Raw genomic sequence first — 14,079 nt, forward strand, 5'->3', positions numbered from 1 at the left:
GTGAGAATAATCGTTAAGGTTGGTCTTTTGCCAACCCGAAAAGGTGAAAGTTTGATGCTGGCTGCCAAAAACGAAGAGATTTCAGCTATTTCTAACTTTTGTTCGACAGTCCTCCAGGTAGTGCATTCCTGTAAATCACTACATTCGGCCCATTCCACGCCGATCAAGGATAGACCATGAGCATTCCCTCGCTTGTCGAACTACCCTCCATACTGCTGCCGTTTGTCACCCGCGCGGAGCAGTCGTTCCGTGCCGCCGTTGCTGCTTTAGATGACGACCATGGCTTGTCCACATGGACGCCTGAGCGCTGGGCACAATTTGCCCGCGTGTCTGCCGCCAGTGATTTCGTGGCAGAACAGTGCGCGCGCGATCCGTTGATGCTGCTGGCGCTGGTGCAGTCCGGTGAGCTGGACCGCGCTTTCACGCCCGGCGAGCTGTGCGCACAGATTGCCGCGGCGGCGAACGCGGCCGAAACCGATGACTTGTTGGGGCGTGCCTTGCGCCGCCAGCGTGCCCGTCATCAGGTGCGCATCATCTGGCGTGACCTGACGCGCCAGGCCGATCTGGTCCAGACCTGTCGCGACCTTTCGGACATGGCCGATGCCAGCATCGATCAGGCCTATCAATGGCTGTACACACGGCATTGCCAGCAGTTCGGCGTACCCACGGGGCGGCGCAGCGGTGAGCCACAGCAAATGGTCGTGCTCGGCATGGGCAAGCTCGGCGCGGTGGAGCTCAATCTGTCGTCGGACATAGACCTGATCTTCGCTTACCCCGAGGGCGGTGAAACCGTCGGCGTGAAACGTGCGCTGGATAACCAGGAATTTTTTATCCGTCTCGGTCAACGCCTGATCAAGGCCCTGGACCCGATGACCGTCGACGGTTTTGTGTTCCGCGTCGATATGCGCCTGCGGCCTTATGGTTCGTCGGGCGCGCTGGTCCTGAGTTTCAATGCGCTGGAGCAGTATTACCAGGACCAGGGGCGCGACTGGGAACGCTACGCGATGATCAAGTCGCGGGTGGTAGCTGGCGATCAAGTGGCTGGTGCGCAACTGCAAGACATGCTGCGGCCGTTCGTTTACCGACGCTATCTGGACTTCTCGGCGATCGAAGCGCTGCGCACCATGAAGCAGCTGATCCAGCAGGAAGTACGGCGCAAGGGCATGGCCGACAACATCAAGCTCGGTTCCGGCGGCATTCGCGAAGTGGAGTTTATCGCCCAGGCCTTCCAGCTGATTCACGGCGGTCGCGATTTGAGCCTGCAGCAGCGTCCACTGTTAAAGGTGCTGAATACCCTGGAAGGTCAGGGCTATCTGCCGCCGGCGGTGATCAGCGAATTGCGCGAAGGCTACGAATTCCTGCGCTACACCGAACATGCGATCCAGACGATTGCCGACGCCAGACCCAGATGCTGCCGGATGGTGCTCAGGATCAGGCGCGCATTGCCTTTATGCTCGGCTTTGCCGATTGGTCGGCATTTCATGCGCAACTGATGTACTGGCGCGGCCGTGTGGCCTGGCATTTTGGTCAGGTGATCGCCGATCCCGACGAGGAACAGGGCGCCGAAAGCGAGGTGGTGGTCGGCGGTGAGTGGCTGCCGCTTTGGGAAGAAGCCCAGGATGAAGAGGCCGCCTGCCGGCAGTTGCAGGAGGGCGGTTTCGCCGATGCCACCAAAGCACTGAAAGCGTTGGCCAGTCTGCGCAGCAGTCCGCAATTGCGTGCCATGCAGCGTCTTGGGCGCGAACGCCTGGATGCTTTTATTCCGCGTTTGCTCGCTCAAGCGGTGGAACACGCCAATCCGGATCTGGTGCTGGAGCGGGTGCTGCCTCTGGTGGAGGCGGTGGCGCGTCGTTCAGCATACCTGGTGTTGCTGACCGAAACCCCGGCGCATTGCGACGCTTGCTGACCTTGTGCGCGGCGAGCCCATGGATCGCCGAACAGATCACCCGTTTCCCGTTGCTGCTCGATGAATTGCTCAACGAAGGCAGGCTGTTCAAGCCGCCCCTGGCACCGGAACTGGCCGCCGAGTTGCGCGAGCGTCTGACGCGTATTCCCGAAGACGACCTTGAACAGCAAATGGAAGCCTTGCGCCACTTCAAACTGGCGCATCGCTTGCGAGTGGCGGCGTCAGAAATCGCCGGCAGCCTGCCGTTGATGAAAGTCAGTGATTACCTGACCTGGCTCGCCGAAGCCATTCTGGAGCAGGTACTGGCCCTGGCCTGGCGCCAGACCGTGGCCAAGTACGGTACGCCGCTGCGCACCGATGGCAGCTTGTGCGATCCCGGCTTCATCATTGTCGGTTATGGGAAAGTCGGCGGCCTGGAATTGGGGCATGGTTCGGATCTGGATCTGGTATTCATCCACGATGGCGACCCACAGGCTGAAACCGACGGACCCAAACCTATCGATGGCGCGCAATTTTTTACCCGGCTGGGGCAGCGGATCATTCACTTACTTACGGCCCAGACCAACTCCGGTCAGCTGTATGAAGTGGATATGCGCTTGCGGCCATCCGGTGCCTCGGGGTTGCTGGTGAGTTCGCTGGGAGCGTTTGCCCGTTATCAGGAGAATGAAGCCTGGACTTGGGAGCATCAGGCGCTGGTACGGGCGCGGGTGTTGGTGGGTAGCGAAGATGTTGGTCGGGCATTCGAGCAGGTTCGTGCAGCGATCCTCGGCAAACAGCGGGACTTGCCGACCTTGCGCCAGGAAGTCAGTGAGATGCGCGCCAAGATGCGCGATAACCTCGGCAGCAAGAGCACGGCGGCCGGCACCGGGGCAAATGCCTTCGAGGCCACGGCGCCGTTCGATCTCAAGCAGGACGCCGGAGGTATCGTCGATATTGAATTTATGGTGCAATACGCGGCCCTTGCGTGGTCCGAAACACACCCGCCATTACTGCGCTGGACTGACAATATCCGCATTCTGGAAGAACTGGAGCACGAAGGGCTGATGCCCGCCGAAGATGCCGGCCTATTGCGTGAAGCCTATAAAGCTTACCGCTCCGCCGCCCACCGGCAGGCCTTGCAGAAGGACGCAGGGGTGATACCGGGTGACCAGTTCGCGGACGAACGGCGACAGGTCATGCGGATCTGGCGTGAACTGGGGCTGTAGGAGCGAGCTTGCTCGCGATGGTCGTCAACGATAACTTGGCTAGTCTGATACCCCGCGGCGTTCTCAGGTTCTTCGCGAGCAAGCTCGCTCCTACAGTTGCCTTGCAGTTCTGTAGAATTCTCGAGGCAGGGAGGCGTAGGCCTCCCTGATTCGTTTTTGGAAACCACATGAAAATTCTGATCGTTGGGCCCAGTTGGGTCGGTGATATGGTGATGGCGCAGACACTGTTTCAGTGTCTCAGGCAGCGCCACCCGCAATGCGAAATCGACGTGCTGGCCCCGAGTGGAGCCGGCCGATTCTTGAGCGCATGCCCGAAGTACGTCAGGCCTTGAGCTTCCCGCTCGGCCACGGCGCGCTGGAGTTGGCGACGCGTCGGCGCATCGGCAAATCCCTGGCCGGCCAGTACGACCAGGCGATCCTGTTGCCCAATTCCCTGAAATCCGCGCTGGTGCCGTTTTTTGCCGGTATCCCCAAGCGCACCGGTTGGCGAGGCGAGTTCCGCTACGGCCTGCTCAATGATGTGCGCACGCTGGACAAAGAGCGTTACCCGCTGATGATCGAGCGCTTCATGGCCTTGGCGTACGAGCCGGGTTTTGAACTGCCCAAGCCTTATCCGCGACCGAGTCTGCAGATCGATCCGGTGACCCGCGAGGCGGCACTGGCCAAGTTCGATCTGGCCCTCGATCGTCCGGTGTTGGCGCTGTGCCCCGGCGCCGAGTTCGGCGAGTCCAAGCGCTGGCCGTCCGAACACTACGCCAAGGTTGCCGAGGCGAAAATCCGCGAGGGCTGGCAAGTCTGGCTGTTTGGTTCGAAAAACGATCACGCTGTGGGCGAAGACATCCGTTCACGGCTGATTCCCGGCTTGCGTGAAGAGTCGGTAAACCTCAGTGGCGGCACCTCGCTGGCCGAGGCGATCGATTTGCTGTCCTGTGCCGATTCGGTGGTGTCCAACGACTCCGGCCTGATGCACGTCGCCGCCGCGCTGAATCGCCCACTGGTGGCGGTTTACGGCTCGACTTCGCCGGGTTTTACGCCGCCGCTGGCCGAGCATGTCGAGATTGTGCGCCTGGGCATCGAATGCAGCCCGTGCTTCGACCGCACGTGCCGTTTCGGTCATTACAACTGCATGCGTCAGCTCATGCCGCAAGCGGTGAACGAAGCCTTGCAGCGTTTGCAGGGCACTGTGGTCGAGGTCAAATAGTTTGCGGGTACTGCTGATCAAGACTTCATCGCTGGGCGACGTGATTCACGCGTTGCCGGCGCTGACCGACGCGGCGCGGGCGATTCCCGGCATCACGTTCGACTGGGTGGTGGAAGAAGGTTTCGCCGAAATCCCCACCTGGCACCCGGCGGTGGGCAAGGTGATTCCGGTAGCGATCCGTCGCTGGCGCAAGAACATCTGGCAAACCATCAAGAGCGGTGAATGGAAGCGCTTCAAGCAAAGCCTTCGTGCCACGAAATACGATTTGGTCATCGATGCCCAGGGCCTGCTGAAAAGCGCCTTGCTGACCCGCTATGTCAAAGCCCCGGTCGCCGGACTCGACAAAGACTCAGCCCGTGAACCGATTGCCGCACGTTTCTATTCCCGACGCCTGGCCGTGGCCCGTGGACAACATGCGGTGGAGCGAGTGCGTCAGCTGTTCGCCGTGGCGCTGGGTTACGACTTGCCCAAAGGCCTGGGCGACTATGGCCTGAGCGTCGAGCGCCTGGTGGAACTTCCGCGCAAGAATCCGTACGTGCTGTTCCTGCACGGCACCACCTGGGACACCAAGCACTGGCCTGAGGCCTACTGGCGCGAGTTGGCCGAGCGCGTCGGTTATCTGGGTGTCGGGGTGAAATTGCCCTGGGGCAACGCGATCGAGAAGGCCCGCGCCGAGCGCATCGCCAAGGACATGAAACACGTAGAAGTGCTGCCCAAGCTGAATCTGGCCGGTGTCGGCAAAGTGCTGGCCGGCGCGCAAGCCTGCGTGGCGGTGGATACCGGCCTCGGGCACTTGGCTGCTGCGCTGGACGTGCCGACGCTGTCGCTGTTCGGCCCGACCAACCCCGGCCTGACCGGCGCCTATGGTAAATCGCAGATTCACCTGGCCAGCGACTTCCCTTGCGCGCCGTGCCTGCAAAAGAATGCACCTATCAACCGACGGCCGAAGATGCCAGGCGGTTTGATCTGAAACGCGAGTGGCCTCTGTGCTTCACGCGTCTGAATCCCGAGCGTGTCGCCAGCCGACTGAGCACGTTGTTACTGGCTGAGGAGCTGCGCTGATGCAATTGGCATTTGTCCTGTACAAGTATTTTCCCTTTGGTGGCTTGCAGCGCGACTTCATGCGCATCGCCCTGGAGTGCCAGCAGCGCGGCCACCAGATTCGCGTCTACACACTGATCTGGGAAGGCGACGTGCCACCGGGGTTTGAAGTGCTGGTGGCGCCGGTCAAGGCGTTCTTCAACCATCGCCGCAACGAAAAACTCAGCGAGTGGATGGAAGCGGACCTGGCCAAGCGCCCGGTAGACCGTCTGATCGGCTTCAACAAGATGCCCGGCCTGGACGTCTACTACGCCGCCGACGGTTGCTTCGAAGACAAGGCGCAGAACCTGCGCAACTCGTTGTACCGCCGCTGGGGTCGCTATCGCCACTTCGCCGAGTACGAGCGCGCGGTGTTCGCCAAGGACGCCAAGACCGAAGTGCTGATGATTTCCGAAGTGCAGCAACCGCTGTTCATCAAGCATTACGACACGCCGCTCAATCGCTTCCATTTGCTTCCACCGGGCATCGCCCAGGACCGTCGCCGGCCGGCGGATGCGGACGAGATTCGCGCCGGGTTCCGTGCCGAATTCAAGCTCAAGGACGATGAGCTGCTGCTTGTGCAGATCGGCTCCGGGTTCAAGACCAAAGGCGTCGATCGTAGTCTCAAGGCGCTGGCGGCATTGCCCGCTGATCTGAAGAAGCGTACCCGGCTGTTTGTAATTGGCCAGGATGACCCCAAATTATTCCAGATGCAGAGCGCCACTTTGGGGCTGGGCGATAACGTGACCTTCCTCAAGGGCCGCAGCGATATTCCGCGTTTCCTGTTGGGCGCCGATCTGTTGATTCACCCGGCGTACAACGAAAACACCGGCACCGTACTGCTCGAAGCCCTGGTCGCCGGGTTGCCGGTGCTGGTGAGTGCGGTCTGTGGTTATGCCCATTACATTGCCGAAGCCGATGCTGGCCTGGTACTGGACGAGCCGTTCGATCAGGCGCAACTGGCGCAGTACCTGACCGGCATGTTGAACGACGCTCAAGCACGGGCGGCCTGGAGCCGCAACGGTCTGGCCTTCGCCGAGACGGCCGACCTCTACAGCATGCCGCAGCACGCGGCCGATGTGATTCTGGCGGAGCACGCTTAAATGAAGTTGAAGCTGGCTGAACCGTTCAAGAGCCTCTGGGCCGGACGCGACCCGTTCGCCGAGGTCGAAGGGCTGCAGGGCGAGGTGTACCGCGAACTTGAAGCTCGCCGCACCCTGCGCACCGAGGTGAACGGCAACGGATTTTTTGTGAAGATCCACCGTGGCATCGGCTGGGGCGAGATCTTCAAGAACCTGCTCACCGCCAAGTTGCCGGTACTCGGCGCGGGCCAGGAGTGGAAAGCTATTCAGCGCCTGCAGGAAGTCGGTGTACCGACCATGACCGCCGTCGCTTATGGCGAGAAGGGCAGCAACCCGGCGGACCAGCACTCGTTCATCGTCACCGAAGAGCTGGCGCCGACCGTCAGCCTCGAAGACTTCAGCATCAACTGGGTCAAGCAGCCACCCGAGCCCAAACTCAAGCGTGCATTGATCGCCGAAGTGGCGCGCATGACCGGCATGATGCACCGCGCCGGGGTCAACCATCGTGACTGCTATATCTGCCACTTCCTGCTGCACACCGACAAACCTGTGACCGCTGACGACTTCAAGCTCTCGGTGATCGACCTGCACCGCGCCCAGACCCGCCCGGCAATCACCCGGCGCTGGCGCAATAAAGATCTGGCGGCGCTGTATTTTTCGGCCCTGGATATCGGCCTGACCCGACGTGACAAACTGCGCTTCCTCAAAGGTTACTTCCAGCAGCCGCTGCGGCAGATTCTTAGTGAAGAGGCCGGGCTGCTGAGTTGGCTCGAAGGCAAGGCTAACAAGCTCTACGACCGAAAACAGCGATACGGGGATGCGCTCTGATGGCAGGTTGGAAACTGGAACCTGCTTACAGCGATCTGGCAGAAGACTTCGGCAGCCTTGACGCCGTGTTTGCGCTTGAGGGCGAGCGACTGACCCAAGACCCGTTATCCGAGGTCATTCGCGTTCAGCGCAATGGCGTCAACTATTACGTCAAACGCTACGTGGGTGCAGGCAAGGGCTTGCGTCGCTACGTGGGCAAGCCTCGGGTGAAAATGGAGTGGCAGAACCTCAAGCGCTTCGCCAAATGGGGCATCCCCACCGCCGAAGTAGTGGCCTGGGGGCTGGAGCGTCGCGGCGCGGCCTATGCTCGCGGGGCGATGATCACCCGTGAACTGCCGCATACTGAAGACTTGTCGGTCCTGGCCCAGCGGCATGACCCAAAACTGGCGGACCGCGCCTGGGTCGACATTGTCAGCCGTCAGCTCGCCAACCACACCCGGACCATGCATGCGCACCGCTTTACCCATAACGATCTGAAGTGGCGCAACCTGCTGGTCGACGATCAAGCCAAATTGTTCCTGATCGATTGTCCCAACGGTGATTTCTGGCGTGGATTCTGGCTCAAGTACCGCATCACCAAGGATTTGGCGTGTCTGGACAAGGTGGCCAAGTATCAATTGTCAGCCACCCAACGCCTGCGCTTTTACCTGCAATACCGCCAACGACCCCGGCTCGATGCCGCCGACAAAAAACGGATCCGGCACGTAGTGAGATTTTTCGAGGGGCGCGAATGACTGATTTTCTGGCCGCTCGACGGGACCTGGAAGGTCACGGCTTCTACCTCAAGCGTCAGGCAGCGCGGCGCAGCCACAAGGAGAAGCGCTGATGCGTTTGTCTGAACTTAAAAATGCTGGCCGTAGCCCGGCACTGCCACTGAGCCTTTCGCTGGCCGATGCCGCCGGGCCGGCCGATTTGCAACTGCTGAGCCTGTTGCGGGTGTTGCCGGGGCAGCGTTATGTCGGTGCTGGCGTCTGGCGTGGTCGCCCGGTGCTAGCCAAATTGCTGGTGGGCAGCAAAGCGGCGCGGCATTTCAAGCGGGAGCTGGATGGCGTGCGCTTGCTTGCGGCGCAAGGTCTGACCACGCCACTGTTGTTGGCCGACGGCCTGAAGGACGGCGAGGGCGGCTGGCTGCTGTTCGAGTTTCTGGAAGGTGCCGCAAGTCTTGGCGATGCCTGGATGCAGGTCGAACACTTGCCGGTGCTGGCCGACGAACAATCGGCGGTTCTGGCGGAAGCCTTGGGTGCGATCGGTCAAATGCATCGCAAGGGCCTGTGGCAGGAAGACCTGCATCTGGACAACCTGCTGCGCCAGGGCAGTCGCCTGTATTTGATCGATGGCGCCGGAATCTGCACGGAAACGCCTGGCCAGCCACTGTCGCGGCACAAAGTCCTGGAAAACCTCGGGGTGTTTTTTGCCCAGTTGCCCAAGACACTGGAGCCGTTTACTGAAGAGTTGCTGGTGTATTACCTGCTGAGCAATGGCGAGCATGCCTTGCCCATGGAAGCGTTGCAGAAGCAGATCGACAAGGTGCGAAGCTGGAGGCTCAAGGACTTTCTGATCAAGGTCGGGCGCGAATGCACGCTTTTCAGTGTCCAGGGCGGTGCATTCGGTCTACGGGCGATTCGTCGCGAGGAAGAAGCGGCGATGTTGCCAGTATTGGCGCAGGCAGACGCCTTGCTCGATCAGGGTCACTTGTACAAGACCGGCGGCGCGGCGAGCGTCGGCAAGGTCGAGGTGGGCGGTCGCACACTGGTGATCAAGCGCTACAACATCAAGGGTTTCGCCCACTGGCTCAAACGCTTCTGGCGCCCGAGCCGCGCCTGGCACTCCTGGCGCGAAGGCAATCGCCTGGCATTCCTCGGCATCGCCACGCCCAAACCCCTGGCGTTGCTGGAAAAGCGTTTTCTCTGGTTGCGCAGTCGGGCCTACCTGATCACCGAACATCTGCCGGGCCCGGACATCATCGAACGCTTTGCGCCCTATGTTGAAAGCGGCGATGCGCCCGAGACGGAATTGGCGGCACTGGATCAGCTGTTTGCCGAACTGATTCGTGAGCGCATCAGTCATGGCGACTTCAAGGGGCACAACCTGTTCTGGCAGGATGATCGCTGGGCGCTGATCGATCTGGATTCGATGTGTCAGCACAGTTCGCCCGGAAGCTTTGCCCCGGCGTATGCGCGGGATCGGGCGCGGTTCATGCGCAACTGGCCCGAAGGCAGCGCCCTTCATCAAGTCATTGATCAGCGTTTGCCCAAAGATATCTCTAGCGCCGCCTGAGTCACCTTCGCGAGCAAGCCCGCTCCCACATTTGTTTCTGTGCCGTACACAATTTGTGTTCGCAGCAGATCAAGTGTGGGAGCGGGCTTGCTCGCGAAGGGGCCGGAACAGCCCACCCAAAATGAGGGACAAGCTCTTGTGAACCTTCCTACACGATCTTAGGAAGCCATGAACTGTGGCCTGAAAGACCACGATGCTAGTTTGCCTGACGTTCTCGGAGGGCAGACTTTGACATTAAAAATGGCAATCGCATCAGGTGCAATCTCACTGGCGTTGACCGGTTGCGGGACCGTCGCAACGGTGTTGCAGGATGACGCCGCCGCGGCCCAGGGCCTTCGCAGGCAAAAAACCTATTGCCAGTCCATCCCTCGGGTCTACAGCGGCCTGGCCTACGATTTTTGCGTATTGAATGCGCCGCCCGATCCTACGGGAATTCTCGTACCGTTCGTTTTGCTGGACCTGGCCTTGTCCGGCGCTCTGGATACCGTCGTTTTGCCGTATACGATTTACCGGCAGGGCAAGGATGGCAACATCCGTATTTATTGGCGGCCTGCACGCGGATAAACAATGGCAAGGTCACCACCACACTTGCCGCTCGCAGCTAGAGGCTTGCAACTGCTTTTAAGCTATAATCCCGCCCTTTAGCTGCCTCGCGCTCCTTGCGAAGGCACTTCATTTTTTGAGGCGCCACTGCGCCTGCATGCAGACTAAAGAGGCTAGACCCCTGTGGCATTGACGATTCTTGGCCTGTCCGGCGCCCTTAGCCATGATCCTTCCGCAGCCTTGTACATCGACGGCAAGCTGGTCGCGGCGGCTGAGGAAGAGCGCTTCGTACGCGATAAACATGCAAAGAACCGCATGCCCTATGAATCGGCGAAGTTCTGCCTGGAGCAGGCCGGTATCAAGCCTTCCGACGTTGACGTGGTAGCGATTCCATTCGCTCCGATCAGCCTGTTCGGCAAGGCGCGCTGGCACTACGCCAAGCGTTACTGGTACGCCCCGGACCGCGCCCTCGACGCGATCCTGATGGGCAACCGTCGCTACAAGCGCTATCGCAACAAGATTGTCTGGTGCCTCGAGCAATTGGGCTTCGATCCGAAGAAGATCAAGATCGAACCGGTCGAGCATCACCTGGCCCACGCCTCCAGCGCCTACCACTGTTCCGGTTTCAAAGAGAAAACCGCGATCCTCGGGATCGATGGCAAGGGTGAGTACGCCACAACCTTCTTCGGTTACGGCGAAAACGGCAAGATCCACAAGATCAAGGAGTTCTTCGACCCTGACTCCCTGGGCGGCCTGTATGGCGCGATCACCGAGTTCCTCGGTTTCGAAATGCTCGACGGTGAGTTCAAGGTCATGGGCATGGCGCCGTACGGCGACGCCAGCAAATACGATTTCTCGCGCCTGGCCTCGTTCGAAAACGGCGAACTGGTGATCAACACCGACTACGCCAATGTCATCGGCCTGCGCCGCTATAAAGAGAAGGGCAAGGGTTTCTACTTCTCGCCGAAGCTGATCGAGTGGCTGGGTCCGAAGCGCGAAGGCGACATCGCAGACGAGCCTTACATCCACTACGCTGCGAGCATGCAAGCGCTGTTCGAGAAACTGGCGTTGCAGATGATCGACCACTACCTGGGCGACGTGCTCAAGCAAACCGGCAAGCTGGCCTTCGCCGGCGGCTGCGCGTTGAACGTCAAGCTGAACCAGAAAATCATCGCCCGCGATGACGTCAAAGAGCTGTTCGTGCAGCCTGCCTCAGGCGATGCCGGCACCGCGGTTGGCGCGGCGGCTTACGTGTCTCATGCCCGTGGCGTGCCGGTCGAGAAGATGGAGCATGTCTACCTCGGTCCGTCGTACAGCAACGAAGACGTGCTCGCGGCATGCGCCCGTCACCCAAGCAAACCGGTATGGCGCAAGCTGGCGAACATGCCGGAAAACATCGCCAGGATCATGGTGGATGGCAACCCGGTGGCCTGGTTCCAGGGTCGCATGGAGTTCGGTCCTCGTGCCTTGGGCGGTCGTTCCATCATCGGTTGCCCGAGCGCGACTGGCGTGGCCGACCGCATCAACCACCAGATCAAGTTCCGCGAGCGCTGGAGGCCTTTCTGCCCGTCGATGCTCGACACCGTTGCACCGCAAATGATCAAGATCGATCACCCGGCCCCGTTCATGACCTTCACCTTCGAAGTGGCTGAAGAGTGGAAAACCCGTGTGCCGGAAGTCGTCCACGAAGACGGCACTTCCCGCGCCCAAGTGCTCAAGCGCGAATACAATCCGCGCTACTACGACATGATGAAGGCGCTGGAAGTATTGACCGGCAATGGCGTGTCGCTGAACACCTCGCTCAACCGTCGTGGCGAACCGATGATCTGCTCGCCGACGGACGCCTTGAACATGTTCTTCGGTTCGGATCTACAGTATCTGATCATGGAAGACATCCTGGTGGTCAAAGAGGGCGCGAACGCCTATGACACGCTCGGCTGAACGCCATGTGCTGCAGTTCTGTCACGGCTATGACGGGCCGTTTCTGGACTGTGCGCGGCAGTACGCCAGCCTGTTCGCGGGGACCGGCTATCGAGTGACCACGGTGTTTCTGACCGGGGTTGCCGACGCCGAAGTCGCCGCGGGTTGCGCCTCCGATGAAGTGCTGTTCATGGAGTACAGCTCCAAGGCCATTCGTGGCCTGAAGCTCGGCGCCATCGGCGATCTGCGCAAGATCGCCGCTACGCGCAATTTCAGTTTCTGCATTGCCCATCGCTTCAAGCCGATCTACATCGCCTTGCTCGGCACCTCGTTGCCGGTGATTGGCGTGCATCACGCGTTTGATGATTACAAGCGCGGCAGCCGTAAACTCTTCGCGAATATTTTCCGCAAGCGCCTAAGCCTGCTCGGCGTTTCCGATGCGGTGCGCGATGACATGCGTAGTTGCTTGCCAAAGTGGCCGGCGGCACGGATTCGAACACTTTATAACCGTATCGATGTGCAAGCCTTGCAGGACAGCCAGTTGTCGGCGCAGGAGGCGCGGGAAGCCCTGGGCCTGGCCGCAGATGCCTGGATTGTCGGCAACGTCGGGCGCCTGCATCCGGACAAGGATCAGGCCACGTTGCTGGACGGATTTGCTGCGGCGTTGCCGGGTTTGCCGGCCAATAGTCAGTTGGTGATTCTCGGCAGCGGTCGTCTGGAGCAGGATCTCAAGGCCCAGGCCCGCGAGTTGGGGATGGGCGACCGTGTGCTGTTCCTCGGCCAGGTGCCCGAGGCGCGGTGTTATTTCCGTGCCTTCGACGTGTTTGCCCTGAGTTCCGATCACGAACCGTTCGGCATGGTGCTGCTCGAAGCCATGGCCGCCGGCGTGCCGTTGCTCGCCACCGCGTGTGGCGGGGCGAAGGAAGTGGTCGAAGGCGTGGGCATCCTGTTCCCTCTGGGCGATGCCGAACACTTGGCTCAAGGGCTGCAACATTTGGCCGCGATGGACGCGCAGCAGCGTCACCAATGTGCCGAGCTGATGCTCGATCGCTTGAGTGAACGTTTCTCCGACCGCGCGGTACGCGATACTTTCTGGCATCTGCCACACGTTATCGAACTGGCACCGAGGGGCTGATGCTTAACCGATTTCAAGGCTGGCGCGAACGTGGCTGGTCGGTAGCCGATGCCTCGACATACGCCGAGGCCTGGCAGCGATATGGCGGCAGCGTCGCGACTCATCCGATGGTGGTCGAGCGGCTGGCGCAGTTGGCCGATATTCCAGTGCGCTACCTGGCCTGGGAGCAAAACGGCGAAGTCAAAGCGGCGATCCCGACCTGGGGCCGCGATCTCGCCTTGTCCAAGGACGTGCTCAAGCGCAGCGGCAAAAAGGGCTTGTTCGATCTCGGCAACGCCGAGATCATTTTGCCGGCCGCTGACGATGCTCAGGCCCCCTTGCGTCATCGTAGTCGTTATTTATCTGCGCTCAATGAAAGCCGTTTCACCGGCATCAAGTTGCAGGCCGAGCAACTGGCCATGGCTCGTACGCCTGAAGAGTTGTCGAAGAAATTTCGCTACAACCAGCGCCGCGAACTCAGGTTGCTGGAAGAAGCGGGTGGTGTGGTGCGACCGGTCTCCGAGTTTTCCAGCAGCGAACTGGCCACAATCTACTGTGACCTGTTCCAGCGCCGCTGGGGTTTCCCGGCCACGGGTGCCGAGCGCATGGCCGAGGTCATCGAGCTGTTGCGCGAGTTGCTGATCGGTTCGGTGATTTTCCTCAACGATGCGCCGATTGCGATTCAACTGGTCTACCGTGTCGAGACGCCGCAGTGGATCAGCGTCGAGTACATCAATGGCGGTGTTGACCCTGAAACGCGCGAATTCAGCCCCGGCAGCGTACTGAGTTTTCTCAACACCCAAAGCGCCTGGGAACATGCCCGGGCGCTGGACAAACCCCTGCGCTTTTCCTTCGGTCGCGCCGACCGGGAATACAAGGATCGCTGGTGCAACCCTGTGCCGGTCTACACCGTATGAGTCAGT

8 protein-coding genes and 3 pseudogenes are annotated in these 14,079 nt (G+C 60.5%); all 11 read left to right on the forward strand.

Annotated features, from left to right (window positions below; translation table 11 throughout):
* Positions 1-176: 176 nt before the first annotated feature.
* Positions 177-3,111 (forward strand): annotated as a pseudogene (gene glnE / locus CES87_RS12470) (bifunctional [glutamate--ammonia ligase]-adenylyl-L-tyrosine phosphorylase/[glutamate--ammonia-ligase] adenylyltransferase).
* 167 nt (positions 3,112-3,278) lie between these two features.
* Positions 3,279-4,312, forward strand: a pseudogene (gene waaF, locus CES87_RS12475) (lipopolysaccharide heptosyltransferase II).
* Between the two features lies 1 nt (position 4,313).
* Positions 4,314-5,374: pseudogene (waaC, locus tag CES87_RS12480) on the forward strand (lipopolysaccharide heptosyltransferase I).
* Positions 5,374-6,495 (forward strand): glycosyltransferase family 4 protein, encoded by a 1,122-nt coding sequence (locus CES87_RS12485; RefSeq protein ID WP_128606346.1) that lies wholly within the window; start codon positions 5,374-5,376, stop codon positions 6,493-6,495. The pseudogene waaC and the gene CES87_RS12485 overlap by 1 nt, the downstream one beginning before the upstream one ends.
* A complete protein-coding gene (rfaP, locus tag CES87_RS12490; protein ID WP_128606347.1) occupies positions 6,496-7,302 on the forward strand; it encodes a lipopolysaccharide core heptose(I) kinase RfaP in 807 nt (268 codons plus the stop codon).
* Positions 7,302-8,036 carry a lipopolysaccharide kinase InaA family protein gene (locus tag CES87_RS12495; RefSeq protein WP_128606348.1) on the forward strand — a complete coding sequence of 245 codons (735 nt, stop codon included), beginning with the start codon at positions 7,302-7,304 and terminating at the stop codon, positions 8,034-8,036. Before rfaP ends, CES87_RS12495 begins: the two co-directional genes overlap by 1 nt.
* A gap of 91 nt (positions 8,037-8,127) precedes the next feature.
* Positions 8,128-9,579 (forward strand): lipopolysaccharide kinase InaA family protein, encoded by a 1,452-nt coding sequence (locus CES87_RS12500; protein ID WP_128606349.1) that lies wholly within the window; start codon positions 8,128-8,130, stop codon positions 9,577-9,579.
* A gap of 240 nt (positions 9,580-9,819) precedes the next feature.
* Positions 9,820-10,143 carry a YceK/YidQ family lipoprotein gene (locus CES87_RS12505; RefSeq protein WP_128606350.1) on the forward strand — a complete coding sequence of 108 codons (324 nt, stop codon included), beginning with the start codon at positions 9,820-9,822 and terminating at the stop codon, positions 10,141-10,143.
* 162 nt (positions 10,144-10,305) lie between these two features.
* Positions 10,306-12,063 (forward strand): carbamoyltransferase, encoded by a 1,758-nt coding sequence (locus tag CES87_RS12510; protein WP_128606351.1) that lies wholly within the window; start codon positions 10,306-10,308, stop codon positions 12,061-12,063.
* A complete protein-coding gene (locus tag CES87_RS12515; protein WP_128606352.1) occupies positions 12,047-13,177 on the forward strand; it encodes a glycosyltransferase in 1,131 nt (376 codons plus the stop codon). Before CES87_RS12510 ends, CES87_RS12515 begins: the two co-directional genes overlap by 17 nt.
* Positions 13,177-14,073 (forward strand): antimicrobial resistance protein Mig-14, encoded by an 897-nt coding sequence (locus CES87_RS12520; protein WP_128606353.1) that lies wholly within the window; start codon positions 13,177-13,179, stop codon positions 14,071-14,073. Before CES87_RS12515 ends, CES87_RS12520 begins: the two co-directional genes overlap by 1 nt.
* Positions 14,074-14,079 lie beyond the last annotated feature (6 nt).

This window comes from Pseudomonas sp. ERMR1:02, assembly GCF_002277815.1.
Classification (GTDB): Bacteria; Pseudomonadota; Gammaproteobacteria; order Pseudomonadales; family Pseudomonadaceae; genus Aquipseudomonas.

Coding starts and splice junctions, on each gene's coding strand:
- rfaP (WP_128606347.1), top strand. CDS start 6,496: ATGAAGTTGAAGCTGGCTGAACCGTTCAAGAGCCTCTGGGCCGGACGC.
- CES87_RS12515 (WP_128606352.1), top strand. CDS start 12,047: ATGACACGCTCGGCTGAACGCCATGTGCTGCAGTTCTGTCACGGCTAT.
- CES87_RS12495 (WP_128606348.1), top strand. CDS start 7,302: ATGGCAGGTTGGAAACTGGAACCTGCTTACAGCGATCTGGCAGAAGAC.
- CES87_RS12520 (WP_128606353.1), top strand. CDS start 13,177: ATGCTTAACCGATTTCAAGGCTGGCGCGAACGTGGCTGGTCGGTAGCC.
- CES87_RS12485 (WP_128606346.1), top strand. CDS start 5,374: ATGCAATTGGCATTTGTCCTGTACAAGTATTTTCCCTTTGGTGGCTTG.
- CES87_RS12505 (WP_128606350.1), top strand. CDS start 9,820: ATGGCAATCGCATCAGGTGCAATCTCACTGGCGTTGACCGGTTGCGGG.
- CES87_RS12500 (WP_128606349.1), top strand. CDS start 8,128: ATGCGTTTGTCTGAACTTAAAAATGCTGGCCGTAGCCCGGCACTGCCA.